General features: G+C 32.7%; 24 protein-coding genes and 1 other RNA gene. 7 read left to right on the forward strand and 18 right to left on the reverse strand.

Annotation, left to right across the window (positions count from 1 at the left end; translation table 11 throughout):
• Window positions 1-20: 20 nt before the first annotated feature.
• From P8V03_RS16270 to buk, 4 genes are all read right to left on the reverse strand, one after another.
• Window positions 21-596 carry an indolepyruvate oxidoreductase subunit beta gene (locus P8V03_RS16270; RefSeq protein ID WP_261669829.1) on the reverse strand — a complete coding sequence of 192 codons (576 nt, stop codon included), beginning with the start codon at window positions 594-596 and terminating at the stop codon, window positions 21-23.
• 2 nt (window positions 597-598) lie between these two features.
• Window positions 599-2,380, reverse strand: a complete 1,782-nt coding sequence (gene iorA / locus P8V03_RS16275) for an indolepyruvate ferredoxin oxidoreductase subunit alpha (protein ID WP_261669828.1) — start codon at window positions 2,378-2,380, stop codon at window positions 599-601.
• A gap of 28 nt (window positions 2,381-2,408) precedes the next feature.
• A complete protein-coding gene (hisC, locus tag P8V03_RS16280) occupies window positions 2,409-3,533 on the reverse strand; it encodes a histidinol-phosphate transaminase (RefSeq protein WP_261669827.1) in 1,125 nt (374 codons plus the stop codon).
• A gap of 77 nt (window positions 3,534-3,610) precedes the next feature.
• Window positions 3,611-4,672 (reverse strand): butyrate kinase, encoded by a 1,062-nt coding sequence (buk, locus tag P8V03_RS16285; RefSeq protein WP_261669826.1) that lies wholly within the window; start codon window positions 4,670-4,672, stop codon window positions 3,611-3,613.
• A 319-nt stretch (window positions 4,673-4,991) separates the two neighbouring features.
• Between buk and ssrS the strand changes: the two genes are divergently transcribed.
• A non-coding RNA gene (gene ssrS / locus P8V03_RS16290) (6S RNA) lies at window positions 4,992-5,183 on the forward strand.
• Between the two features lie 148 nt (window positions 5,184-5,331).
• Window positions 5,332-6,138, forward strand: coding sequence for a 3'-5' exonuclease (locus tag P8V03_RS16295; RefSeq protein WP_318798991.1), 807 nt, complete (start codon window positions 5,332-5,334; stop codon window positions 6,136-6,138).
• A 124-nt stretch (window positions 6,139-6,262) separates the two neighbouring features.
• On the opposite strand, the gene P8V03_RS16300 is transcribed toward P8V03_RS16295, so the two are convergent.
• Window positions 6,263-8,326, reverse strand: coding sequence for a sigma-54 interaction domain-containing protein (locus P8V03_RS16300; protein WP_261669824.1), 2,064 nt, complete (start codon window positions 8,324-8,326; stop codon window positions 6,263-6,265).
• Between the two features lie 154 nt (window positions 8,327-8,480).
• On the opposite strand from P8V03_RS16300, the gene P8V03_RS16305 reads away from it, so the two are divergent.
• The 3 genes from P8V03_RS16305 to P8V03_RS16315 all read left to right on the forward strand — a co-directional run bounded on the left by P8V03_RS16305 (window position 8,481) and on the right by P8V03_RS16315 (window position 10,381).
• Entirely contained in the window at window positions 8,481-9,071 is a 591-nt protein-coding gene (locus tag P8V03_RS16305; RefSeq protein ID WP_261669823.1) for a protein kinase, read from the forward strand.
• A gap of 74 nt (window positions 9,072-9,145) precedes the next feature.
• Window positions 9,146-9,736 carry a 3'-5' exonuclease gene (locus tag P8V03_RS16310; protein WP_261669822.1) on the forward strand — a complete coding sequence of 197 codons (591 nt, stop codon included), beginning with the start codon at window positions 9,146-9,148 and terminating at the stop codon, window positions 9,734-9,736.
• 123 nt (window positions 9,737-9,859) lie between these two features.
• Entirely contained in the window at window positions 9,860-10,381 is a 522-nt protein-coding gene (locus tag P8V03_RS16315; protein WP_261669821.1) for a site-2 protease family protein, read from the forward strand.
• Window positions 10,382-10,459: 78 nt separating this feature from the next.
• Here P8V03_RS16315 and P8V03_RS16320 read toward each other — a convergent pair whose 3' ends face one another.
• From P8V03_RS16320 to P8V03_RS16350, 7 genes are all read right to left on the reverse strand, one after another.
• Window positions 10,460-14,656 (reverse strand): DUF445 family protein, encoded by a 4,197-nt coding sequence (locus tag P8V03_RS16320; protein WP_318798992.1) that lies wholly within the window; start codon window positions 14,654-14,656, stop codon window positions 10,460-10,462.
• Window positions 14,657-14,783: 127 nt separating this feature from the next.
• Window positions 14,784-14,999 carry a hypothetical protein gene (locus P8V03_RS16325; RefSeq protein WP_261669819.1) on the reverse strand — a complete coding sequence of 72 codons (216 nt, stop codon included), beginning with the start codon at window positions 14,997-14,999 and terminating at the stop codon, window positions 14,784-14,786.
• A 75-nt stretch (window positions 15,000-15,074) separates the two neighbouring features.
• Window positions 15,075-16,043, reverse strand: a complete 969-nt coding sequence (locus P8V03_RS16330) for an aromatic acid exporter family protein (RefSeq protein WP_261669818.1) — start codon at window positions 16,041-16,043, stop codon at window positions 15,075-15,077.
• A gap of 24 nt (window positions 16,044-16,067) precedes the next feature.
• Complete coding sequence (locus P8V03_RS16335; protein ID WP_261669817.1) at window positions 16,068-16,547, reverse strand: UPF0158 family protein; 480 nt, start codon at window positions 16,545-16,547, stop codon at window positions 16,068-16,070.
• Window positions 16,548-16,719: 172 nt separating this feature from the next.
• Window positions 16,720-17,766, reverse strand: coding sequence for an alpha/beta hydrolase (locus P8V03_RS16340; protein WP_318798993.1), 1,047 nt, complete (start codon window positions 17,764-17,766; stop codon window positions 16,720-16,722).
• A gap of 255 nt (window positions 17,767-18,021) precedes the next feature.
• Window positions 18,022-18,651 carry a class I SAM-dependent methyltransferase gene (locus P8V03_RS16345; RefSeq protein ID WP_318798994.1) on the reverse strand — a complete coding sequence of 210 codons (630 nt, stop codon included), beginning with the start codon at window positions 18,649-18,651 and terminating at the stop codon, window positions 18,022-18,024.
• A gap of 223 nt (window positions 18,652-18,874) precedes the next feature.
• Entirely contained in the window at window positions 18,875-19,291 is a 417-nt protein-coding gene (locus P8V03_RS16350; RefSeq protein WP_261669814.1) for an RrF2 family transcriptional regulator, read from the reverse strand.
• A gap of 246 nt (window positions 19,292-19,537) precedes the next feature.
• Here P8V03_RS16350 and P8V03_RS16355 point away from each other — a divergent pair, with 246 nt between their 5' ends.
• Window positions 19,538-21,451: a cell wall-binding repeat-containing protein gene (locus tag P8V03_RS16355; RefSeq protein WP_318798995.1), complete on the forward strand. Its 1,914-nt coding sequence runs from the start codon at window positions 19,538-19,540 to the stop codon at window positions 21,449-21,451.
• Window positions 21,452-21,502: 51 nt separating this feature from the next.
• Here P8V03_RS16355 and P8V03_RS16360 read toward each other — a convergent pair whose 3' ends face one another.
• The 3 genes from P8V03_RS16360 to P8V03_RS16370 form a co-directional block, all read right to left on the reverse strand.
• The gene (locus P8V03_RS16360) at window positions 21,503-22,390 is read right to left on the reverse strand and encodes an Mph(B) family macrolide 2'-phosphotransferase (protein WP_318798997.1); all 888 of its coding nucleotides are present in this window, start codon (window positions 22,388-22,390) and stop codon (window positions 21,503-21,505) included.
• Window positions 22,391-22,444: 54 nt separating this feature from the next.
• The gene (locus P8V03_RS16365) at window positions 22,445-23,044 is read right to left on the reverse strand and encodes a TetR/AcrR family transcriptional regulator (protein WP_318798998.1); all 600 of its coding nucleotides are present in this window, start codon (window positions 23,042-23,044) and stop codon (window positions 22,445-22,447) included.
• A 247-nt stretch (window positions 23,045-23,291) separates the two neighbouring features.
• Window positions 23,292-23,759, reverse strand: a complete 468-nt coding sequence (locus tag P8V03_RS16370; protein ID WP_318798999.1) for a DMT family transporter — start codon at window positions 23,757-23,759, stop codon at window positions 23,292-23,294.
• Window positions 23,760-23,892: 133 nt separating this feature from the next.
• Between P8V03_RS16370 and P8V03_RS16375 the strand changes: the two genes are divergently transcribed.
• Complete coding sequence (locus tag P8V03_RS16375) at window positions 23,893-24,582, forward strand: Crp/Fnr family transcriptional regulator (RefSeq protein WP_318799000.1); 690 nt, start codon at window positions 23,893-23,895, stop codon at window positions 24,580-24,582.
• Here the strand turns inward: P8V03_RS16375 and P8V03_RS16380 are convergent.
• The 3 genes from P8V03_RS16380 to P8V03_RS19165 form a co-directional block, all read right to left on the reverse strand.
• A complete protein-coding gene (locus P8V03_RS16380; protein WP_318799001.1) occupies window positions 24,526-24,885 on the reverse strand; it encodes a hypothetical protein in 360 nt (119 codons plus the stop codon). The two genes, P8V03_RS16375 and P8V03_RS16380, sit on opposite strands and share 57 nt — an antisense overlap.
• An 88-nt stretch (window positions 24,886-24,973) precedes the next feature.
• Window positions 24,974-25,207 carry a LemA family protein gene (locus P8V03_RS19160; protein WP_346432513.1) on the reverse strand — a complete coding sequence of 78 codons (234 nt, stop codon included), beginning with the start codon at window positions 25,205-25,207 and terminating at the stop codon, window positions 24,974-24,976.
• Entirely contained in the window at window positions 25,201-25,422 is a 222-nt protein-coding gene (locus tag P8V03_RS19165) for a LemA family protein (RefSeq protein ID WP_346432514.1), read from the reverse strand. Before P8V03_RS19165 ends, P8V03_RS19160 begins: the two co-directional genes overlap by 7 nt.
• Window positions 25,423-25,902 lie beyond the last annotated feature (480 nt).

The raw sequence follows: 25,902 nt of genomic DNA on the forward strand, positions 1-25,902 counted from the left end.
ATATGCCAGTTTTTTATTCATTATACAGCCATACCTCTTTCAAGAGCAGCTATATTTAAGTCAACAAATTTTTCCTTTACATTTTCACGAACTGCTTTAACCCAGTCTACTTCTGGAAGGTTTAGAGCCTTTACAAGACCTCCAAGCATAACTACGTTCTGTGCCTTAATGTTTCCAAGTTCTAAAGCTTCTCCTGATGCATTTATAATAGTTAGATTTTTGAAAGCTCCCTTTAATCTGTCTACTACATCCTCTGGATATTGTTCCTTTCCTGAAAGCACAGTAGCAGAAGGTATAGCATAATCATTTACTACTATTTTTCCATCTGGCTTTAAATACTCTATCCATCTTAAAGCTTCTATTCTTTCAAAGGCAACAATTACATCTGCCTGACCTTTTCCTATGATAGGTGAATATACCTTTTTACCATATCTAACCTGTGTTGTAACGCTTCCTCCTCTTTGAGCCATTCCATGAACCTCTGACATCTTTACGTCATAACCTGCATCTATTAATCCAGCACAAAGTATTTTAGAAGCTAGTATTGTACCCTGTCCTCCAACACCAACTAAAAGAATATTTTTTACGTCACTCATTACTATTCACCTACCCTTTCTATTGCTTCAAATGGACAAACTTGTGCACATAATGAACAGCCTACACACATAGTCTTATCTATGCTTGAATATTCTTTCATTGATATAGCTGGACATCCTGTCTTAGTACACATCTTACACTTTTTACATTTATCTTCATTTACTTCATAGCTCTTAACGCTGCAATCAAACTGCTGCTTATCTTCTACACTTAACTTTTTAAGAACGCATGGCCATTTTGTAATGATAACAGAAGGTTCGTCAGCTTTTAATGCTTCATTTACTGCTTCATCTGTTTCCTTTAGGTTTAATGGGTTTACAACCTTTACATTCTTAACTCCTACAGCTCTACAAAGCTTTTCTATATCTATAGCTTCAGTCTTTTCTCCCATTAAAGTATAGCCTGTACCTGGGTTTTCCTGATGTCCTGTCATTCCAGTTATTCTGTTATCTAGAACTATAGTAACAGAATTTCCTTTGTTATAAACTACATCTATTAAGCTTGATAGTCCTGTATGGAAGAAAGTTGAATCTCCTAGCACAGCTACTACCTTTTTGTTTTCCCCTCTCATGTTGAAAACCTTTTGTGCTCCGTGACCAGCACTTACAGAAGCTCCCATGCAGATACAAGTATCCATTGCATTTAAAGGCTCTGCAGAACCTAGAGTATAACAGCCTATATCTCCAGTAATCATAATGTTCTTTTTCTTTGATAAGCTGTAGAATAGACCTCTGTGTGGACATCCTGCACATAAAGTAGGTGGTCTTGAAATAACTCCCTGTTGTAGTGCTTCAAGGCTGCTTGCTACTTCTTCTTTAGCTTCCTCTGCTACAAGAGCACTAGCAACTACATCTGGATTTAACTCTCCCATGTTTGTAATTTTATCTTTGCCTATACAAGCTATTCCTCTAGCCTTTATCTGCTCTTCTATATAAGGCTCAAGTTCTTCTATTACATATAAAGTTTCTACTTCTTTAGCAAAAGCTTCTATCTTTGCAAAAGGAAGTGGATGAGTAAATCCTAATTTTAAATAGGAAGCCTTATCTCCGAATACTTCTTTAGCATATTGATAAGATATACCGGAAGTTATTATACCTATTTTCTTATCTGCCCACTCAATTGTGTTTAGAGGAGTATTATTACTAAATTCCTCTAATTTTTTTAGTCTATCTTCAACAACTACGTGAAGTTTCTTAGCATGAGCTGGTGTAATAATGAACTTATCTGGTGTTTTTACATAAGGCTTCATTTCCACCTCTTGTCTTTCTCCTAGTTCAACTAAAGACTTTGAGTGACATATTCTTGTGGAAACTCTAAAAAGTACTGGAGTATCGAAGTTCTCTGATATTTCTAAAGCATCTTTTACAAAATCCTTTGCTTCCTGACTGTCACTTGGCTCTACCATAGCTATTTTAGCAAACTTTGCATAATATCTATTATCCTGTTCATTTTGTGATGAATGCATTCCTGGATCATCTGCAGAAACTAGTATAAAGCCTCCATTTACTCCCTCATAAGCATAAGTCATGAAAGGATCTGCAGCTACATTCACTCCTACGTGCTTCATAGCTGATAGAGATCTTGCTCCTGCTATAGAAGCACCTATTGCAACTTCTACTGCAACCTTTTCATTTGGAGCCCACTCTGAGTAAATTTCCTTATACTCTGAAATATTCTCAAGTATTTCTGTAGATGGTGTTCCTGGGTAAGCTGCTGCTACATTTCCCCCTGCTTCATAAAATCCTCTGGCAATTGCTTCATTACCTGTCATAAGCTTTTTCATTTATGTTCCCCCTTCTTTTTTAACCCTATTATGCTAAACTTAATTCATTTTTACAAAGTTCATTTAACACTTCATCTAATTTATCTACAAACTTTTGTGTTTGCTCAATTGTGCCTGTGCTTATTCGGAGCCAGCTATCCCAACCCCATAGATATCCTGGTCTTATTATTATTCCCTTTTTCAATAATTCATTGAAGACCACTCTTGAGTCTTCTCCTATATTAACAAATATAAAGTTTGCATTAGACTTTATATATTCAAAACTTCTTTTATTAAAATATTCTTCCATTAATCCTAGTGACTTGTAGTTTAATTCTACAGTTTTTTGTATATGCTCTGTATCCTCAAGTGCTCCTAATGCTGCTGCCTGTGCTAATCTATTTACGCTAAAAACTAGTCTTATCTTATTCATAGCATCAGCAATTTCCTTAGAAGTCAAAAGGTATCCTATTCTAACAGCAGCTATTCCAGCAACCTTAGAAAAAGTTCTCAGAATAATAGTATTTGGTCTCTTCTTTAATATTTCTAAGCTGTCTGGATACTCTGGATTCATAACAGCATAGTCATAATAAGCTTCATCTAAAACTATTACTACATCCTCAGGTACATTTTTCACAAAGCTATCTAACTCATCTTTAGTAGCTATATTTCCTGTAGGATTATTTGGATTACATATGAATATTAGTTTTGTATTATCATTTATAGTGCCTATAAAACCTTCAAAATCATGTTTATAATTCTTTAAAGGAAGCTTTACCGCTGTTCCTCCCATAAAGGATACTTCTGATGCATACTTATCAAAGGTAGTATCAGCCATTATTGCTTCATCGCCAGAATTTATAAAGGTTTCTGCTATTAATTTTAGAAGTTCTTCTCCCCCATTACCTGTAACGATGTTATCAACAGATAAATTATATTTTTCTGCTAGCTTTTCTTTTACCTTTGTAGCATTAGATTCTGGATATATATTAATGTACTCCGCTTCTTTTCTTATAGCCTCTATTGCTTTAGGTGATGGTCCTAATGGATTTTCGTTAGACGCAAGCTTTTCAATATCTTCTAAGCCTAATTCTCTCTTTAATTCCTCTACAGGCTTACCTGGAACATAAGGCCTTACTGAATTTACTTCATTTCTAAATAAACACTTTCCCATGATTTTCCCCCTATTAATATTAATTTAAATCATATTCCTGTGCCTTCCCCTTAAAAGTTATAAATCCATTTCCTTTATTAATCTAAGTCATACTCATGTGCCTTTTCTTCACCTTTTAATACTCTAAGAGTTCCAAAAGCTAGAGCCTCTAGTTCGTTTTCTCCTGGTACGATTTCCACATTGGCAATAAACTTTACTCTCTTTTGTATCCACTCTGTTATCATTTTTGAGTAGGCTATGCCTCCTGTTATTACTATTGCATCTACTTCTCCATCTACTACTGTAGCTAGCTCTCCTATTCCCTTTGCTATCTGATATGCCATAGCTTCATAAACTAGCTTAGCTTCTTCATCCCCGCTTAATATTTTCTTTTCTACTTCAAGGGCACTATTAGTTCCTAAGTAGGAAATAAGTCCACCTTCTCCTCTTAGCTTCTTTTTCATAACGTTTTTATCGTTTTTATAGCACATCTCTATTAATCGTTTACAAGGCACTCTTCCAGCCCTTTCCGGTGAGAATGGTCCTTCATCATCGGACACAATGTCAATCATTTTGCCCTTATTGTGAACACTTATGGATATACCTCCACCTAGGTGAGCCACAATAAAGTTAACCTCTTCATAAGGTTTTTGTATCTTTTCTGCTACTTTCATAGCCACTGCCCTCATGTTTAGCGCATGAACAAAGCTTTCTCTTTTTATATCTGCCATTCCAGATATTCTTGCAATATCCTGAAGCTCATCTACCGCTACGGAGTCATATATAAATGCTGGTATATGTAAAGGCTTTGATATTTCATTAGCAATTATAGCTCCTAAATTTGATGCATGTTCAACTAAAGGTCTTTTAGCTAATCTTTCCACCATAGCCTCATTTACTCTATAAGCTCCAGACTTAACTGGTGGCAGTAATCCCCCTCTTCCAACTACAGCAGAGAGCTCTTTAACATCAAAATTCATTTCTTCTAAAAGGTCCATTATGGCCTTATATCTCATTTCATACTGGTCTGTAATATTTTTATATTTTGCTATTTCTTCATTAGAGTGCTCTATATTTTTCTTAAATAATTCATTGGTATCTTCGTAAAGAGCTATCTTTGTAGAAGTAGAACCTGGATTAATAGCTAATATTTTATACATATATTCCCTCCAATTTGTTAGAATTTTTTAAAAACTGTATTCAACCTTTTATATAGCAAATATTATGCCAATAATGTCCATCTTTTAATCTATTTATTTTACTAAGCTCCTGCAATTCATAATGAAATCAATGGGTTAATCGGTATGTTTTTTCAACACCAATCAACCCATTAAATTTTTTATCTAGGTTATTTTTGCTCTTGCATAGATAAATTAAATGTGTTATTATAATTTCAGCGAAGGACAGTAACATTGTTTACTCAGTATCTAAGCTAGTTTACAGGTACCTAGTGGTACCCCATAACGCTAATATAGATTGTGATTTCTGAAATATTCGTTAAGCTCCTTTTTTGAACCTACATTAAAGCTTCGGGAGATCAATATCTAGATGTGGATATGTACTTTCTTGTGAGTCCTTTTATGGCATTGAAGGCGATAGAGCCATCTGTGAGATTACCCACCTATCGAGAGATAGGTGTCAAAATAGGAGTACCGGTATTTTGGATGTAATTATAAAAATGTAATTATAGTCAGTGCTTAAGTCATTAAGTACTGGCTTTAACTTTTTTACTAAGAATTATTTGAATGATTTTAGTATTTTTTTATATTATTCAGTGATATACTAAGTAATATTATTATTAATTTTCGAGGATAATTATATGAGTTACATAGTATTTGATCTAGAATTTAACCAGAGCTATAACTCTCATAAAGAAGGCAGCAATGTAAACCCCCTATGCCCCTTTGAAATAATCCAGCTTGGTGCTATAAAGCTAGACAAAAACCTTAAAATAACCTCAGTTTTAGATAGACTGGTAAAGCCTGAAGTATATAGTGAGCTTAATCCCTTCATAAAAGATCTCACTAATATAAATCCAGAAGAATTATATAATGCAAATCCTTTTAAGGATGTTTTTGAAGAATTCATAAATTTTATTGAGGACTCTAAGAATATTTTATGTATCTGGGGAATGACAGATATAAAAGAGCTGCTTAGAAATGTGCACTATCATAAACTAGACCTCTCTGTGATACCTAGGGATTATATAGATATCCAAAGGTATGCTTCGAGATATCTAAACTGTCCCAAAGGAACTAACATCGGTCTTCATAAAGCAGTGGAGTCCTATGGAATACTTACTAATTATGAATTTCATAATGCAATTAATGATGCCTATTATACTGCAGAGGTTTTTAACAGAATCTTTAATAAGAAGATTAAACCTAAAAAATATAATATAGAAGATTATATAGCTCCAAAGAGACAAAATAACTCTAAGCCAAAGATTGATAACGATAAACTTATCAGTCAGTTTGAAAAGATGTTTAATAGGGAAATGACGGAGGAAGAAAAATCAATAATTAAACTTGCTTATATGATGGGTAGAACAAATCAGTTTCAGGTGGATACCTCTGATAGCGAGAAAAATCAGGATAATGCTCGGGAGCAATCTTTAGAGCACTGAATACTGGTATATTTTATTAAGGTATAGCACTAGAGAGTCCTTCTAAAGCTTTCTACTGACTATACCTCTATTTGAAATACCGGTTAAACTTTTCTGAGGTATTTGTCTATAAACTTAAAGAGTGTTAATATTTTTGTTTCAGCTCCTTAATTACCTTTCTTCCCAAATCTGTTATTACAGTACCGCTTCTTCCAGTATAAATCTTCACCATTAGAAGCTTTTCAAGATTGATTAAGATCGTTCTAATCTCCTGCTCACTTAAAAAAAAGCCCTTTTCTAGAGCTATTAAATATAGAGTTCTTCTCCCTAGTCTCCTTTTGTCAGTATAACTTTTTTCCAATTCTTCTAATACAAACAAATATCTCTGAATTTTATCTTCACCAATTTCCAAAAGTTTCTTCACTAGGCTTTCTTCTTCTGAATTTAAAGTGTCCTCGTAGAATTCTTCTTCTTCATCAAAGGGCAAGTCCTCTACGTCTACTTCTCTAAGGCCTAGATTAGCAAAATACTCTACATAATTTTTAAGTTCTCTTATATTCCCCTTCCAGCTGTGGGCAAGCAGTGCCTCCTTTGCAGCCTTTGTTAAATCAAAATTAGTGTTAAAGGTTTTTTCCATTTCATTAATTAAAGGTAATATATCTTCTTTTCTTGTCCTTAAAGAAGGTAATTTCAAAGGCAGTACCTTCAATCTGTAATATAAATCCTCTCTAAACTCACCCTTTTTAACCATGGTTTTCAGATCCCTATTAGTTGCAACAATTATTCTAATATTTACTTTAATTAGCCTATCCCCGCCAATTCTCATTACTTCTCTTTCCTGAAGAACTCTTAAAAGTCTCATCTGAAGATTTAGCGGCATTTCTCCAATTTCATCTAGAAACAAAGTTCCATTGTGGGCTAATTCAAAAAGCCCTGGCTTTCCACCTTTTCTAGCTCCTGTAAAAGCACCTTCCTCATATCCAAACAATTCACTTTCCAAAAGACTTTCTGGCAGGGCACCACAGTTTACTGCTACAAATTGATAATTTTTTCTTTTAGAGCCATTGTGTATAGCTTGGGCAAAGAGTTCCTTTCCTGTTCCACTTTCCCCTGTAAGCAGTATGGAGGAGTCTGATTTTGCCATTCTTTTCGCAATATCAATACATTTTTTTATTTCTTCGCTTTCCCCGGATATATCCTCAAAGCTGTATTTTGCTCTATGTCCCTTACCTATAAGCTGTTCTCTAAGCTTATGCTGTTTCTTCTCTATATCACTAAACTTTCTTACAATAGCAACTGCTCCATATAGTCTATTTGAATGAATTATGGGGTGAGTAGATACCACCACATCATAACCATTAATATTAATAAGCTTTTCCTTTATGGGCTCACGATTTTTAAGCACATATTCAAAGGGAAGATGTGGCAAGATATAAGCTGCTTGTCCTCCTACAATCTTAGTTCTTTTATAACCTATAATATTTTCTGCACCTTCATTAAAAATAGATATTATCCCCTTAGAATTAACTCCTATAATACCATCATCTAAAACTTGAAGGAGAATATCCAGCTCACTTTCAAAGCGATTTGTTTGCCTGATAATATTAGATAATCCAGAGTTTCTAGTTACACTTTCCTTATAGCTTTTTCTGATATCCTGTCTTTGGAGAACATGAATTAAATTAAGCTTAGCGCCTATATCCACTATAGTGTCCAAATCCAAAAGAGCATTACCAAGGTTTATTATATCAGTACCTGGTGCCAGGGTAGATGTCAACTCCCCTAATGAAATTACAGTTTTTTCTTTAGTATTTTCATGATTTTCAACAGAAGCAGGCGTAAGCTCTATATGTCTGCCTCCTAATCCATATATTATAGAAACCATTTGAACAGCTAATTCTAAGCTCTCATCTAATAGTATGCCTTCTGTTCCCTCCGGTATATTCATAATTGTATCTAAAGCCTCTTGAGATATGGTTCTGTTAATGACAATAACCTCGCTGCTTTTGTTTATATAGGGTTTAATATCTAAAAATATACTATAAGAAGGAAGCAACACTAAGTCTGCCTCTATGCCTTTTCTAATTTCCTCACTTCCTATAAAATACTTGTCTACTAAAACTTTATCTGAAAATAAACTTACAATTTGCTTTTGGTAGGTGTCCATAACTGATGGACTGTAACTTATAATAGCTAGTTTTTTCTCCATTTATTCCACTCTTTTCTACAACTATATACTTATAGAAAAATTATAGCATAAATTATGATCATTTCTATAACTTGAAGCATATTATGAAATGAAACTATTTTTTAGTTTAAAGGTAAATCCCACAGTCCATAGCAATTTTAGGAAGGGAGCTAAATTGAATAAAAGTATATATGAAAGGTATATTAAGAATTTTGATGTTAATCTTTTAGATTGTAAACTTCTAGGCAGAGGTAATAATGGCATAGTCTATTTACTTCCTGATGAAAAGGTAATTAAAATTTGTTTTACCGTTGAGAGCTGCCAAAAAGAGTACTATATCCTAAACAGAGTAAATAATAATAGATACTTTCCTCGAGTTTACGGCATGTCAGGAAACTATATGATAAGAGACTATGTTGATGGTATAATACTAAAAGATTATATAAAAAAACATGGCCTAGATAAGAAACTTGCAGTAAAGATTATCAAGCTGTTAGAAGAGTTTAAAAAATTAGGATTCCTAAAGCAAGACATAAGGTGTAAGGACATTATAATTCAGCCAAATGGCTCTTTAATGGTAATTGATCCGAAAAAGTTTTACTCAAAAGAAAGAGATTTTCCTAGACATCTATCAAAGGGTCTTTATAAATTAGGGGTGCTTCCCTTCTTTATGTCTGTAGTCAGAGAGGAAAACTCTCAATTTTATAAACAATGGAATAGAAAAGTAGATAAATATTTAGATGAATTGGGATATGAACATAGTTAAAACTAGACTTTACAGTGACAAATTTAATATAATATTGATATTATGACAAAGCTACAAAGGAGACTAAATTACCTATGAAGAAAATTTTTTTAGATACAGAGACCACTGGCATAGAGCCAGGGCAAATAATACAACTTACCTATTGTGTATGCGATACAAATGCTGGAGGAGTAGAAAAGGTAGCCTTTGCAAAGAATTTCTTTTTTACCGTAGATTATATTGAACCCTCAGCTCAAGCAGTCCATGGCTTTGATGTTAGGACTCTAAAGATTCTATCTGATGGAAAATCTTTTGAAGATGTGGCTAAGGAAGTTGCTAATGATTTAAAAGGTGGTATCTTTATAGCTCACAATGCTAATTTCGATAAAAAATTTATCCATACAGAATTTAATAGATTAGAGGCCATGGACTGGACTCCTTCAGAATTCTTTTGCACTATGGAATATTTTAAAGCTATAGTACAAGCAAAAACAAAAACAGGAAGGCTGAAGAATCCTAGGTTAGAGGAGACAATGGATTTTCTTGAAGTGGACAAGAACATAGTACTTAAAGGAGCAAAACGTCTTTTTGGCTGTGCTGACGTAAACTTTCACGATGCCAGATATGATGTAGCTGCTCTTGTATCCTGTTACTATAAGGCCAAGAAGCTTGGATATAGTCTATAAACAGAGCTTAATTTTTCAGCCAATATTAGAAAGTTTTTAGGCTGTCTTCATAAATTTTAGTTATACCAGCTAACCCTTGCTAATATTATATACATATAGTCAACATTTGGAGGTTCGCTTAAAGTGTGTTTTTTATTTTTAGTTTTGTGCCTTTACTCTGCAGTCTTTATTCATGAGTTAGGACACCTTTTGATAGGAGGACTATGTGAAATCACTGTTACAGAGCTGGCTATTGGAGTAGGTCCTTCTATATTATCCGTAAAAGGAAAGAATATGAATTTTATCTTAGGCTTACTGCCTCTTGGTGGACATACTTTTTTTAAGCCGAAACAACTTAGCTTTTTAAAGAAGTTTCTTCTTAATTTAAGTGGTGTTACTTTTAATTTTATAGCCTTTATCTTTTTATTCTATATATATGTAGATGGAAATTTAACAGAAGGATTAATTGCTTTACTTAGCTCTATCCAAAATGGAACTATGCTAAGTTATTTACAACAACTCTTTATAGGAAAGGATAACTTTAATTTAAAAGACTTTTCTATAATGCTTATAGCTTCAAACTTCATGTTTTTCATCAGCAACTTAATGCCGGTACCTCCTCTAGATGGCGGTGAAGTTGTTAAAGATATACTTGAAATTATATAAAAATGAGATGGGATTTAACCCCATCTCATTTTTATATAAAGCTATCAGTGAACATATCCATTGCTGCAATAGATAATTTTACTCCTTTAAACTATCCTTTGCAGCAGAGCCTGCATAAGCTACAACACCGATTATTCCAATAAGCCAGTGAAGTCCAAAAATTCCACCCCAAAGACCATATAACTTTAACCTGTCAAAATACTTTTTAGCAAAGGAATTGAACAAGTCCTCTATTTCTCTAGGTTCCATATTGTTTATCTGTCTTTCTGCTATGCTTCTAAAATGAACATTATTTAAAATATCTGCTAAGTTATATTTTAAGGAATCTAAGGCAGAGTTCATCAATATATCAACAACAGCTTCTTTTGTGTCTATATCTATAATTTCTAAATTATTTGCTGTTATATCACTAACTATACTAATTAATATTTCTCTTACCTCTTTATTTAACTGTTCATCTTCCATAAGTCTAGCCAAAGAAGTTTCTATTGAGTTATTAAATTCAACTAAATCCAATAACTGTCCAAGATTTTTCTTTCTTAACTTTTCCTCTGTAAAGCTATCTATGAAGCCTCCAAGATTTTTCTTAAGTCCATCACTATTATAAAGCAAACTGCCTATTCTCTTAGCTGTATCTTCAGCATAACTATCATCTATTCCTTTAGTAAACAGGTTAACCTTCTTAGATAGAATTAAATCTTGAAAAATTTTATAAAGGGAAGAACTGTACTCTTCGGCTAAAGCTGCTTTATTCCTATTAACACTATCTTTTAGTTCCTTTTGTATAAAGTTTCCTTCCTCTTTAAATACATAGGCCAAGTCTTCAATATTGCTAATAGATAGTGCCTTAAGACACTGCTGTACTTTAACCTTTGTTATCCAGTTAAATATACTATCTGCAACCATTATTAAGCTGCTGCTCAGCCCTAGAATCTTATCTTTATCATTGATAAATCTATCAATTACCGCTGTAAGTTCACTGTGCTGAAGACTTATTCCTAACTGATTTACAGAGCTGTTGAAGATTTTATTATCTATAAATTCTACTAATACTCCGCCTAACTCACCTTTTTTAGCTTCAATATAAGCTGGCAGCTTATGATTCACTAAGTTATCTACTACATTAGAAATTATCTCGTCTCCTCCAAGCATATTGTATCCCATTATCTCAAAGAAATTTAAGTTTTCCTTTGTAGTACTTATAGCCACCTCTGCTATAACCTGCTGATTATTAGCTATTCCTTTTATTAAAGACCTCACTGTCTTATCTACTATATAGCTAAAGTTATCTTCTAGCAGTTTCACAACAAAACCATTAAGTACTTGCCCTATCTTTTTATCAGAAGTAAATTCTCTTGAAACAAGGCTTTCCAGCCACTTTACTGCCTTTTCTCTGCTATCCTCTGAAGTCATTTTGTTTATTATAAAACGGTTTAAGGCCACTCTTAAGTTAGTAAGCTCCTTTTCACTAAGAAGGTTTCTTAAAGACTTATCTCCTATTTCTTCATACCTCTCTGAAAGAGAATTTATAAGCTGAGCTCTTTTATCTTCATCATCAATATAGGTGGATAACAGATTAATTATGTCCTCTGTTTTACCTTTTAACCCGCTCTCAATTATCTCCATTAACTCCTTTGGAATAACTTTTACTATTTCATCCTCTGACTTAAGTATTTCATTTAATTTAAATGCTATTGTTTCGTCAAAAGCCTTAATTCTTTCAAAGCTTTCCTTTTCCGCTGCAGCTTTTATCTTAGAAAAATCCACTTTTTCAAAGGTAAACTCTCCTACTGCACAGCTTAAGGAACTTGAAATCTTGCTCCTATTTTTGTTTATAAGCTTCTTACCATATTGATAGCCTTTGTCACCTATAAGCTGATGGTGATTATAAAGAAAATCTCCTATTATCTTATAATCATCCTTTGAAATTCCGTCTGCAAAAGCTGTTTTTATACCGGCTCTATTCTTATCAAATAACTCTTCAATGCTTTTCTTATTTAAAAGCTCCTCTTCTATAAAGTTACCCATAGACTTAGCAAACCTTGGCTTTCTGCTTACAATTACCCCTGGTGTAAAAGGTATTTTAATTCCTAAAAATCTCTTTTCATTATAAGGTTTAAAAAGCATTGCCAGTGCCTGCACATTAGTGAGCCATCCAACTATAGCATAAACTATTACACTTATAGTAACTGCAGTAATTTGATTGTATTGTAAAATAGCTCCATTAAAGAAATAAGTTCCAATACCGGCAATTGCCCCTAGCACTGCCCCTATTACTGTAATTGGCTTCATTTCTTTTCCCATGAATTCCTCTACCATCACCTGAAGCTCTTCATCCTTTAGGTTAGATAGATTTATAGCTACTGTCTTTTTTATATTTCCTTGAAGAATATTTTCTAGGTTATCCTTTAGTGAGGAATGAATAAAGGCTGACAGATTGCCATTTATATCCTTTATGCTATTTACACTTTCAGTAATCTCTCTAAATTTTAAGCCTTTGCTTTCCTCAAGAAGCTTATCTGTGCTTACCTTTATTCTTTTTGCAGCCTCCTCTAACAAAGAACTTTTCAGTTTTTCATCTAATCCACTGTGCAAGCTGTGAGAGCCAATGGCTTTGTTTAATTCCCTGTAAATTCCCTCTACTGTATTATCTTTATTACTATTTAATCCCTCTATCAACAGGGTTTTAATTTTTTCACTGCCTAAAGCCACTGTCTCTGTTGTTAGTAACTGCTGGAAAGTTGAAGTAGTTACCTTTTCTAGACTTCTAATTCCTTCTTCTGCTACCAACTTAGTAATATTTTCTGTATATATGTACTTATCCTTTATTGCACAAACTAAAGGAGCCTTAACCTGTCTTTCAAAGATTCCTATTAAATCTATACTAAATATATCCTTTAGCTTTTTATTTAAAAGCTTAGAAAAATAATCTTCCGGTATATAATCTATATAATTAGTTAAATTATAAGTTATAAAGTTACTTAGTCCTTCCTCTGTAAGTACATTTTTCTTTTCTAAGTCTTCAATAATGGCAGATATATTCTCTTCTTTAATATATTTAGTAATTTTAACTGTTAAATCTCTAGCTATCCAGTCTTTATCTGTATTTTCCTCTAGATATTCCGTTAATTTAGCTACTATATCAAACTTTTCTCCAATATTATTTAAGAACTTTTCCTTAACTAAACCCATAACGTTCTTTTTTAAGCTGCCGTCCATAGAATCTATAGTATCATCTATAGCCGCCTCAATTAATCCCTCTATGTCCTTTTTGTTATCTTCTATCCATAATATTATTTCTTTTATTACATACTGAAGCTTGTCATTAAAAAAGCTTTCAATATTTTCTGCTAGACTGCCGGAAAACATTTGGAAAACTGGCTTATCTATGGACCTTAAAAGGTTTAATAATTCTTTGCTTATAGTGTTTGATAATGTCTTACCTTCCTGTGATAATAAAAATTCTTTAATTCCCTCTCTTAATTTTATTCCTAATTGACTGCTATCTTTATCATTTGCAAAGTCTACTATTCTTTTTTCTAGTATTTTTTCTTCCAATGCTTTTAATATTTTATCTATCTCTAAAGTATCTATAGTATTTTCTAAAAGCTTATGAATGTCATTGTCAAATTTATCTTTTAGTTCTAAATGTAAGCCTTTAGTATTTTCTTTAAAATTCTCCCCTATAGCATCAGTAAGCTTACTTTCAAAAATTTCGCCAAAGCTTAAAGATTTATTTTCCTCATAAAAATCCTCTATAGCTTCTTCTATAAACTCACTATTATTTAACTTATCTAAAAGTAAATTAAACAATTCTCCGCTTATGTGCTGAAGCTGTTTTTCACCAAATAAGTCTTTTAAATTAAGCTTTTGTGAAATAGTATTGAAAACCTCTGGAAGATGTTCATTAATAGAAGCTTTTATGTACTCTCCTGTTTTATTTACTGTTGAAGAAAAGCCTTCAAGTTCTCCTAAGGATAGGTTATCTGTATTGTTATAAATATGAATATTTAACAAGTCTTCAACTAACTTTTCTAAGCTAGTTTTAAAAGCTTCTTCCTCAAGTACACCGTTTAAAGTGTCGTAGTTAATAATTTCTCTTTCCACCAATGAACTTACATTTTCAATAAATTCATCTCTCGTCTTTACTACTACACCACCTACTTTAAGCTTTCCTATACCATATTCTCTAAAAATCATTTTTATTGCCAAAGCATTAGTTATATATCCTGTTATTGCCCCAGTTAAAATTTCTTTTATTAAATTAAACTGCATTAATTTTCCCTCCTGATGAAAGTATAAGCAAATGCTTATATCAAAGTCATTGTAGACAAAAAGCATATAACAGCCCTAAGTCTGGAATGTAATTCTAAACCTAGGGCCTATATCTTAATATACCATTTTATAGTTTTTTATACAACACACGATTTTTATCGTTATCTTTTACTACTTCTACGCCTTCATAAACACCATTTTCAACCTCTGCCTTAAACCTTTTACCATCACTAGTATGCTCCTCATCTGGAAAAGCTTCATCTACTATATCTTTATACACAAAGGGCTGTCCTACTGGAACTTTATCTAATTTATCTTTATCTACATGGCTTTTTAACAACATAATGGAAGTCCTCCTTCATAAATAATTTAGACTACATTCCTATTATGTCTAATCTAAAGATTATTATTTATAAAGCTATTCATTACCATTCATAACATCTTTTTTAAAATTGTGTTTAATCAGCAAAAATTGTTCAAGATCATTTAAAAACTGAAAAAGCATTGCCCTGTTTTCAAACTCTTCTCTTGTAGAAGGAAGAGCCATTTTTCTAAACTCATCTCTTAAAAAATTTAATTGATTTAAAAGGCCCTCTGCAGTGTTTTCTTCATATATGGAATTCGCAACATTTTCTGTAAAGTCAGCTATCATTATAGTTTGTTCATAGGTCATAAAGAATCTTTGAAAATGTTCTCTCATTCTTTTAATTGTTTCAAATTGCTGAATTCTCATTTCCATATACTGCACATAATAGCTTGTATCTAAAAGAAAAAAATTATTAAAATTATTATAGGCTCTGTTTCTTCCTTTATGCAGTCTTTTTTCAAGACTAGTAACCAGCTCATCTTCTTTTATGGAAAAATCATTATTTTTTAGAGTATCAGCCATGTGGATGAGAATTTCCTTCATCTTTTCCTCTATGTAATTTTGATCCTCTTTGATTTTTCCTTCTATACTAGGCATGTAGAGGTTAAGCAGTAATGCCACCCCAACTCCAATTAGCATTAAGCTTAACTCGTTCCATATCCAAAATAGTTCAGTGGATTTTTGAACTAATAAGTGAGTTATAAGTACGGAGCTTACAACAATTCCCTGATCTAAGTTAAACCTTACCGTTAAAGGAATAAAAATTAATAAAAACACACCGAAAGCCAAGGGATTATACCCTAGCAGTTTAAAAATAATTATTGAAAGGAAAAGTGCTAAGATAAAGGCTCCTATTCTCTGAACAGCAATTATAACTGATTGCTTCTTTGTACTTTGAATACTTAAAATAGTGATTATACCTGCTGACACGGAATATTCTAATCCCAGTTCTTTAGCTATAATCATTGCAACTGCTGCACCAATTCCTGTTTTTAATGTTCTATAGCCAATAAATTTCATAGAGATCCCCTTCTAGATTTCATTTTACTCAAGCTCAATTCCTTCGCCTCTGAGCCAGTCAATTACATATTCTTTAGCCTTTTGATCTTCATAAGCATACCATTTATCTAATTCCTCTGGATACTGACATATTACATTTTTAAAGTTTCTCATAGGGTTTCTTCCATTTAAAGCATCTAAGAGCTTCTCACCTAAGATTTCCGATTCCACTTCATACTCTGAGAACTGAACCATTGCATCGTAAAAAAAGGAATCATCAATATTAGGTATCATTATATAACGGTCTTCAGAATCTTCTTCAATAGCATAGGCATCCTTTAATAGTTCCTTTTGCCAGTCTGCTAAAGCTTCTTCATCAAGTTCTCCCTTAACTACCTTAGTCACTTCATAGGGAATGTTCATTATGTCTCCTGTTTCAGTGTCTAAATACTCAGAACCTAGGGTATCATCATCAAAGGAAAGGGACTGAAAAAGTAATTCTAAATCAATGTTTAATTTTTTCATATTCATTTGCTCCTTCATATATCTCCTGAATGTTGCAAGAGACTTTATATAGACATTACGTCTAAATTTTTAGCTTATAATAGCCCTAAGTCTAGGAATATATTCTAAACTTAGGGCTTATATATCATAATATACCACTTTATAGTTTTTTATACAATATAGGCAGTAACACTTATATGTTATCTTTCTGAAACTCTTTTTGAAGATATGAACAAATTTCATTTAAAGCCTTATCCCCTGCTGTTGAAATCTTATCCATTGCAATAAAGCCATGTACAGAGCCTTTATATTTACTAATAACAACCTCATTACCAGCTTCCTTTAATTTTTTACCATAGGCTTCTCCCTCATCTCGTAAAGGATCAATTTCAGCTATTACCATAAGGGTTTTAGGTAATCCCCTAAGATCTTTAGCTAATAAAGGAGATGCATAGGGGTTTTTCTTATCTTCTTTCTTAGGTATATACAGTGATATATATTTCTCCATATCTTCCTTAGAAATATTAAATTTACTGGATAACTGAGACCAAGAGTTACTGTTTAATTGAGACAGGTTTGTAGATGAGTATATCAATACCTGACAAGTTATGTCCGGTCCATTTTTATCCCGTATCATTTGAGAAACTGCAGCTGTAATATTTCCACCGGAACTATCTCCTGCAATGGCTATATGTTTTGAATCTCCATTAATACTTTCAGCATTTTTATGAGCCCACTGAACTACATTGTACACATCATCAACTCCAGCAGGAAAAGGGTTTTCCGGTGCAAGACGATAGCCTACTGATATTACTATTGCCTTTGTATTTTTTGAAAGCTTCCTGCAAATATTGTCACTGGTATCTGGGTTTCCTGCAATCCAAAAGCCACCATGGGAATAAACAACTATAGGAAGCTTACTGCCTCCTTCAGGCCTATATATTCGTACAGGTATCTTTAAGGAAGATATCTCTATATTGGTATCTTTTATATTGGAAAAAGGTATAGGTTTTGCACTCCATAAAATAGAATCCTTATTTAAAATTTCTCGTATTTGATTCATTGGTTTTCCCTTAATTGAGTTAGGGTTGAAATATTTATTAGCCTTTAATACTGTTGCAATCTTGGTGTTAACCTTACCATAACTTGTTGCTGCTAGGTTTTTAATAAGTAGAAACCCTCCCATAATAAAAACCAGAACGATAACTGTAAATATCCAAATGCCTTTCTTGTTTTTCATTTAGGTAACCTCCAATATATTCTGAATGTAACTATCACAAATATAAATCTTATTATGTATTTTATACCAAGACCGCTTTACTATACTTAAATCTGCCTAATGACGATTTCTAAGTGTGACAAACATCTTAATAATTCACAAGTAAACCTGATGTTGACATCAAAAAATTACCATAGAAAGGTATTTTCTATGGTGATTTTTGTTTAATAACACTAAATATTATATAAATAATAAGAAGTTGCGGCAGTGCTATTTTTACAGTTCTTTTTTACATTTTATAATTGTAAATTTCAATGGAGGTTTACTTTCCTTATTCTTAGCTGGCTCATCAATTTCTCCAAATTCTATTAGTCCATAGTTCCCAAATTCCTGTTTTACTGAGTCAGAATCGTAAAAAAACATTTTTACGCCTTCCATTATCTCAAATCGATCCTTACTCAGTTGTTTTCCCTTTCCATACATTGGCGCTTTTTTTGAAATAGCTGTAAAAATCATATGCCCATTAGGTTTTAGCTGATTATAACAATCCTTAATTAATTTTTCCCTTTCATCACTATTCAATAAATGGATGAGTGCAAAGCAAAATATTCCATCATAAAGCTTGTTATCAAAGGGCATATCAGTTACTGAACCATGATAGATTTTAGTATCAAGTCCCATTTGCTTTGCCAAATCAATGGCTGTTTTTGATATCTCAATACCTGTTACATTAATTCCGTTGTCTAAAAAAATCTTTGCATTTCTACCGTAGCCAATACCTGGAATTAATATGTCCTTAGCCTTTTTCTCAAGGAAAAAGTCCTTTGCTAGGATTGCGGAGTCTGCAGGCTCAAGTCCCCACATCATTTGCTTTTCTATAAAACTTGATTCCCAGAATTCGGTCATATATATCTCTCCTCGTATGTTTTATTTTAATAGTATCTCAGTAAGCATAATTATTAATTTATAACAAATCAAAACCCTATCCCTTTGCCAGAGAAAGTTACTAGCTATTTCCTACAGTACTGTAGTTGGTCATATGTCACAGATTATAATATATATATTAAAGATACATAATATCCATAATTAAAATATAAAAAACTGTATAATAGACTATATAGGTAAAAAGTTATTCTTTACCTATTTCATCCGTTGTTGTCTTTTGAACTACTTCATAAATCTTCTTGTTTTGAAGATATGTCTCCATAACATTTTCTGCTTCTGCCATTACTTTGAGAATGCGGCAATTACCATCTTCCTCATGGAGTTCACAATTAAATAATGCTCCAGTCCCCTCAATTGCTTTGATTACATCCATAAATGAAATGTCCTCTTTCTTTTTACGCAAAACATAACCGCCATTTACACCTGGAGTTGATTGAACCAAGCCGGCCTTTACTAACTGCGTTAAAATCTTTGAAAGATAGGTAGCTGATATATTGAAGTGGCTTGCTAACATTTGTAAACCTAAATTATCAGTCTTATCATGTGCAGTCATATATGCAACGGTATGTAGTGCATAGTTTGTAGCTTTCGAATATTTCAAAGTGACCCCTCCTTTAAAAGATATTACAGACTGACTTTATCTATAATTATATAGATGTTAATTACTTTTGTCAATTCTTTAAAAAGAAAGATATAATTTCTTTAGCCTTAGTATACTATTCAAGTAAAAATTATTTCCTGCTAACAATTTTAATTAATATGTAAAATAGTTCTTGTTTACAGCTATACTTAAAGGCTATAGAATTAATTATAGATTGATTCTATTCTAAATTGGGGGTAAATCTTAATGTTTAATAAAAATGCAATGGTCAAGTATGTTATTGGTTTTGCAGTAGGTATTTCTTTCATTAAGGCACCTGTTGTTCATGCTCAAGGAAACCTGGACAGGTTATATGGTCAGGATAGATACGGAACCTCAGTCAATATAGCAAACTACTATTCAAGTGGACAGTTGGACAATGTGGTTATAGCTAGTGGTAACGGTTTCGCTGATGCACTTGCAGGTAGTGGACTATCTAAATCACTAAATGCACCTATGCTTTTAGTTGATAAATCTATAAATTCAAGTCTAGCGCCTCTAGATTATATAAAAAACCATTTAAAAAAGGATGGAAATATATATATATTAGGAGGAACTTCATCTGTTAGTGATGAGTTTATAGAGTACCTAAAAAAACAAGGATTTACTAATATTTTTAGAATGGGCGGCCAAGATAGATACGATACAAATAAGATTATAATTAATAGTATGAATATCTCAAATGGAACCCCTATAGTTGTTGTAAATGGAGAAAACTTTGCTGATGCATTGAGTATATCTAGTATTGCTGCTAATAAAGGTTACCCTATTTTACTTACTGAGTCTAAAAAACTGCCTAAGTCAGCTGAAGATAAGATCTCTGAACTTAAACCTTCAAAAGTATATGTTATTGGTGGAAATGGAGTAGTAAGTGATGAGGTAATGTCTAGAATAAAAACCGCAGCTAGCTTAGATGACACAAACCTTATTAGGATTTATGGTGATGATAGGTATAAAACTTCTATGAGCATATGTAAATACTTCGATGAATACCCTAGCAATGTGGTCTTCGCAAACGGAAAATTATTTCCAGATGCTTTATCAGGAAGTGCACTAGCTGCTAAATTAAATGCTCCTATAATACTGACAAATGGGACAAATATTGAAGAAGGAAAAAAATACCTTAACAGTAATAAGATAAAAAAAGGAATAATTTTAGGAGGAGTAGGTGTTGTATCTAAGGATGTAGAAGAAGACTTAAATTACAACTTAGATATAAATAACTCTAATTTAAGTTATTCTAATAGTGATAGTGAATTTGTAAGTAGTGAATATGGAACTTCCAGTGGAGACTGGCTTTATGTTGGACAGTATGATCTTCCAATGGAGACAGGCTTAAGAGGAATCTATAAAATTAAAAAAGATGGATCTGAAAAAATAAAACTCTGCGATGATACTACTTCAAGCCTCAATATAGTAGGTGATTGGATATACTATATTAAAAAGGCTAATTCACCATCTGCCGACAATACAGATTTAGGACTATATAAGATAAAAACAGATGGTACTAATAGAACAAAATTAAAAGAAAATGTCTCTGGAGATATACGTGTTGCTCAGGATTATATATACTTTTCAGATGTAGACTCGGAAGCTAAATTGCCATCTATTACTGGAATCTATAGAATAAAGACAGATGGAACAGAGTTAACGAAATTAATAAGTGGTAGTGCCTTCGATTTTACCATTGATGGAAACTATATATATTATAGTATTCCAGGAAAAACCTGGACTTTAAACAGGTCAAATTTAGATGGTAGTAATGTATTAACTTTATCCAAGTTTTTATTACCGAAAGAAAAGGAAAGCAATAGCTATGATTGTGCTATTGATCTGAGTGTAACGGACGGATGGGTTTACTATAAAGTTTTATTTGATAGTAACCTGTATAGAGTAAGATTTAATGGGAAAGATAAGGAAAAAGTAGGAGTTGCTGAACATTACTTTATAAAAGATGGATATATATATTTTACAAAAAATATTAGTGGGCTTTTTAGAATGGATACTGATGGCTCTAATGAAATAAAAATAGATAATTCTATAGATATATATAAGTTAAGAATCCACAATAATCAATATTATATAGGAGACAGCAATATTCCTGTAGGAAACCAAGAATAACAGAAAATGCTCTTTACTTTGATAACATAATTGTCAAAGTAAAGAGCATTCTTATACTTCCAGTGCTTTCTTCGCCATCTGAACATATTCCTCAATACCAGATACCATTGCAAACTCAGCAATTGAAACCGGATATGCAGCTACCAGTTCAATAATATGCTCTTCCATCTTAGGCCAATAATATCCACCAGCTTCTTTATAAGCAAGAATCAAAGCTTTTAGTCCCTCTTCTCCAAAGGCCTTATAGTTGAAAACAAAATCATTTGAAATATCTGCAACCTTAGCTTCAGTCCAGTCGATTAATCCAGTCACATTAGCCTCTTTATCAATCATAGTATGTCCGGCATGTACATCTCCATGAATTAGTCCAGTTTTCTTAGGCCACATTTCTTCATCATTAATCCATGCCTGCCATCTGTTCCATAGTTTCTCACCTACACCAAACTTTGCTTTTACATTATCCATACGCTGCTTCATTAAAATTCTTGCTTCTTCTGGTGTTTGCACTACTAGGCCAAGTTCCGCAGCTTTATCACTAGGTATGCTATGAATCTCTGCTAACACTCTGCCAAGAGACTTGTGAAATGATTCTGGAACATTGTTAATATCTATCTCCCAAACATAGTTACCTATACTATGATCTATAGTTCCTGCTGGCACACCATCTAACTTCTTATATGCTATTAGCTCATCTGTGTAAACGATCCAGTTTGGTGCCTGAAAAGATTTCCCATACTGATTAATCAAATCTAATGCTTGTTTTTCTACCTTTGTTCTGGGCATAACATCTTGACGCCTAGGTAATCTAATAACCCAATCAATTCCACTTTCATCCTGTGCAAATACAACTTGAAAATCAAGTCCAGATTCATTAGACTGCATTGTTTCTTCCTTTAAAATAAGACTATGTTTTTTAGCTATTTCCATAACTTGTTTCATAAACTTATCACCACTTTTCTACTTTTATTTGATAATATCATTACTTAGACTCAATTAAGTCCGAGCAATTTGATTAGCAACAGCTTCAAATAATAACTCTCTAACTCTTTCATAATTATATTGCTGTAAATCTCCCTTTTGAGAGCCTATTAATAAAGCTGATCTTAAAACTCCAGCTATAACGCCTGGGTCTTCATCGATAATCTCCTTAGATTCTTGACGTGACTTTATAAACTCCATAAGAGGGACAATGCTTCTTAGATTCTCTGAACCAACATACTCTGGATTTAGCTTTCTAGATACAAGTTTGTACTCCTCAAGGTCATAAACCAGCCTTTGGGTTAAAATCTTAGATTCTAGTTCCAAAGTCATCGTATTTAAGTACGCCTTTATAGCTGAACGTATATCCTCAGCAGCCATAACCTTTGGCCAAATCTCCTTTTCAATTTGCTCTCCCTCATGTGCTAACAATTCCATATATAACATTTCTTTTGACTGGAAAAATAGATAAAAAGAACTCTTTGCAATGCCAACTGAGGAAGTAATATCCTCAAAAGAGGTACTCTTAAAACCTTTATCTATAAAGAAACGATAGGCAACTTCAAGCAATTCTTCTCGAATTTTTTCTTTTTCTAACTCTGTAAATTTAGCCATAGCATAAAGTACCTCCATATATCATAAATACAAAAACAAATTGTTTATTTGTTTTCATGATATCATAGAGGTAAATAAAAATCAAGTAGATGAGGTTTCTCTTAAGTCCCGAAAATATCTTGGACAATTACCTATAAGTTTATTATCCTATACACTTATTATAATGTAAAAAGTGATTGGAGGTAAGTTATGAAAGGGAAAAGCTATCTAAGTTAAGAACTAGATAAGAGAGTCTAATCTTAAGTAATTACACTCTCTCTTTTATTAGGCAATTAAGTTGATTTTGTTTATAGTTTTCATTAGATTTTGCATTAAGTATAATACCTATCAAGAATAGAATACATCCTAGTACCTTCCCCATAGAAAAAATATTTAAATACCAGTAGTCTATAATTGCACTTGTAAGCACTTGACCTATAAAACGAAGTATAACGGTATATACTGTTGATACTTTATGAACTATAACATTAAATAAATAAGTTGTTAAAACGCCTATAGCTCCTCCCAAAAAATAAATTAAGGGAATATTTGATATGGAAGAATAGCTAGGTATAGAATCTATCATAAAAAAGCATAAAAGAAGAGAAGAGATTGCAGCTGTTAAATAGTTTATAAAGATACTATTTATCATTCCTATGCATTTAGACAATTCTCGATTTAACATCATGCTTACAACAATTAATATTCCTGTAAAGAATGAAAAAAATATATACATTACATTCACATCCTTATAAAACAGCTAAGGTTCCGTATTTATTCAAATTGATTCACCTCTTTACAAGTCGTTATAAATAAAATAATATATTTATAACGATTAGAACATGACATTGGTCAGGTTAGGAGAGTTTATGAGAAAAATTTCGGATAATAAGCTTTTAAATAAGTATATTAAAAAACACAATATAGAAAAGATATTTGATGATGAAGTATTAAAATATGCACAACTTCATTTCTATGAAAAAGAAGAGTATATATTAGAATCAGGAGAAACTCTTGAATATTATTATTTACTTGTGGAGGGTAAAATCAAGATTTATTATCCTTTTGAAAATGGGAAATCGATGCTTTTAAAATTTTATAAAGATTTTAATACTGTAGGGGATCTAGAACTTTTTAAAGGCATTCCTATACTTTGCAATATTGATGCAGTAGAAGATAGTTATTTATTAGCAATTCCTTCTGCAATACTCAGAGAAAAATATTTTAATAATATAAAGTTTTTGCATCACTTGGTGGATTCTTTAAGTGAAAAGCTTTATGGAACTATTAATAACAGCTCATATAATTTTGTATACCCGCTTATTAATAGATTATCTAGTTATTTAGTTGAACATTTAACCGGTGAGAACTACATGATTTTAAATTCATCATATATAGATATTGCACAATTTTTAGGTACAACATATAGACATTTAAACAGAACACTTAAAGAAATGGAAGCAGAATCAATTATAAAATGTGATGATAAGAAAATACACATATTAGATGTAGATAAGCTTAGGCAATTGTCTAAAAATATTTATGTAAAACCACTTTAAGATATTATTTGAAACAAAATTCATAGGAACATTTATTAGGCAAACCTTACTTGTAACTGATACAGAGAACAGCACCATAAGTAAATGGGAACTTTGCTGTAAAAAGAAAAGGGGTAGATTTATGTCTAATATATTAACATAAACCCAAATTAGAATTTCATAACCAGCTTCACTGGCTACATCATCCCAAGTTGCTACACCTAAAGCAGAAAGTGCTACATCTCCAGTCCAAGTAAGTCCTGTGGCTGTTTTCACTAGTGCTGGTGAGGTAATATTATCCAACACAATATCGTTAAATGCCATTCCTTTCTTTTTATTATTTATAATCAACAGTATAGAAATACTACACTGGATTATCTCACTTTCTTAGCAATATTCCCTCCATATAGTATCAATCATTATCTTGTTCCGCCGCCTGCTCCTCAAGATAGTCTCTTTGCCTAAAGCCCAACATCCCGGCAATCACGGAGACCGGGAACATTCGGATTTCACGGTTCAGCTTAGTCACGCTGTCGTTGTAAATCAGGCGGCTGGTGCGCACCATGTTTTCAAAGGTTTGCACCGCATCCATGGTTTTGATATAAGTTTGGTTTACCTTTAATTCGGGGTATTGCTCCGTTACCATGGCAATCCTGCCCAAGGCTTCGGAAATAATACCTTCTTGGCGTAGCCCTTTATCAAATCCAAAAGGGCCGTTAGAGCGTCAAAACGGCTTGACAGCTGCACCCCGATCTGGCTCATGGCGTTGCTGATATTCTCATCAAGCACGACCAGTTTGCGCTGCGTGGAGATTGTCCATAGAACAATGACCGCAGCAATTGCGATGAAAGTTGTCAGCATAATAAAGTCCTCCTTATTCATTTTTGGAATGGACAGACAGACCACAGTTTTGTCCGTCTGCTCATTTTGTACTTGTATACTCGGCAATTTACCACTTGAACTAGGCAGTCTTTGCCATCTGCGTTTTTTCCATAAGTGCCAGTAATTTTTTCATTTCAAATCATCCATTTCTGTTGGGTAGCGTATAGGGAACGTTTCTTGAGTTCAATATATCAAAAATCCCCCTCAAAAACCGTCTGCTGCATGAATCATAGTTTTGGATATTCGACTTTTATGGTATACTTAGTGTGGAATATCATGGAAATGGAGGGGTGCTTATGATACAGATTGCGGTCTGTGATGACAATATTGACGAGCTGTCCAATATGGTACAACTCATAAACCTATATAGAGTATCAAAAAATTTTAGCTGCGAATACGCCGTCTTTCCAAACGGATTTGAGTTGGTTTCGGCCTTAGAAAAAGGAAAGCGGTTTGATA

Source organism: Clostridium tanneri, assembly GCF_033659955.1.
Classification (GTDB): domain Bacteria; phylum Bacillota; class Clostridia; order Clostridiales; family Clostridiaceae; genus Clostridium_AM; species Clostridium_AM tanneri.

Coding starts and splice junctions, on each gene's coding strand:
- P8V03_RS16340 (WP_318798993.1), bottom strand. CDS start 17,766: ATGAAAAACAAGAAAGGCATTTGGATATTTACAGTTATCGTTCTGGTT.
- P8V03_RS16380 (WP_318799001.1), bottom strand. CDS start 24,885: ATGGCATTTAACGATATTGTGTTGGATAATATTACCTCACCAGCACTA.
- P8V03_RS16270 (WP_261669829.1), bottom strand. CDS start 596: ATGAGTGACGTAAAAAATATTCTTTTAGTTGGTGTTGGAGGACAGGGT.
- P8V03_RS16295 (WP_318798991.1), top strand. CDS start 5,332: ATGAGTTACATAGTATTTGATCTAGAATTTAACCAGAGCTATAACTCT.
- P8V03_RS19165 (WP_346432514.1), bottom strand. CDS start 25,422: ATGCTGACAACTTTCATCGCAATTGCTGCGGTCATTGTTCTATGGACA.
- P8V03_RS16325 (WP_261669819.1), bottom strand. CDS start 14,999: ATGTTGTTAAAAAGCCATGTAGATAAAGATAAATTAGATAAAGTTCCA.
- P8V03_RS16345 (WP_318798994.1), bottom strand. CDS start 18,651: ATGACCGAATTCTGGGAATCAAGTTTTATAGAAAAGCAAATGATGTGG.
- P8V03_RS16300 (WP_261669824.1), bottom strand. CDS start 8,326: ATGGAGAAAAAACTAGCTATTATAAGTTACAGTCCATCAGTTATGGAC.
- P8V03_RS16370 (WP_318798999.1), bottom strand. CDS start 23,759: ATGTATATATTTTTTTCATTCTTTACAGGAATATTAATTGTTGTAAGC.
- buk (WP_261669826.1), bottom strand. CDS start 4,672: ATGTATAAAATATTAGCTATTAATCCAGGTTCTACTTCTACAAAGATA.
- iorA (WP_261669828.1), bottom strand. CDS start 2,380: ATGAAAAAGCTTATGACAGGTAATGAAGCAATTGCCAGAGGATTTTAT.
- P8V03_RS16310 (WP_261669822.1), top strand. CDS start 9,146: ATGAAGAAAATTTTTTTAGATACAGAGACCACTGGCATAGAGCCAGGG.
- P8V03_RS16320 (WP_318798992.1), bottom strand. CDS start 14,656: ATGCAGTTTAATTTAATAAAAGAAATTTTAACTGGGGCAATAACAGGA.
- P8V03_RS19160 (WP_346432513.1), bottom strand. CDS start 25,207: ATGGTAACGGAGCAATACCCCGAATTAAAGGTAAACCAAACTTATATC.
- P8V03_RS16355 (WP_318798995.1), top strand. CDS start 19,538: ATGTTTAATAAAAATGCAATGGTCAAGTATGTTATTGGTTTTGCAGTA.
- P8V03_RS16365 (WP_318798998.1), bottom strand. CDS start 23,044: ATGGCTAAATTTACAGAGTTAGAAAAAGAAAAAATTCGAGAAGAATTG.
- P8V03_RS16360 (WP_318798997.1), bottom strand. CDS start 22,390: ATGAAACAAGTTATGGAAATAGCTAAAAAACATAGTCTTATTTTAAAG.
- hisC (WP_261669827.1), bottom strand. CDS start 3,533: ATGGGAAAGTGTTTATTTAGAAATGAAGTAAATTCAGTAAGGCCTTAT.
- P8V03_RS16335 (WP_261669817.1), bottom strand. CDS start 16,547: ATGAAAAAATTAAACATTGATTTAGAATTACTTTTTCAGTCCCTTTCC.
- P8V03_RS16330 (WP_261669818.1), bottom strand. CDS start 16,043: ATGAAATTTATTGGCTATAGAACATTAAAAACAGGAATTGGTGCAGCA.
- P8V03_RS16375 (WP_318799000.1), top strand. CDS start 23,893: ATGAGAAAAATTTCGGATAATAAGCTTTTAAATAAGTATATTAAAAAA.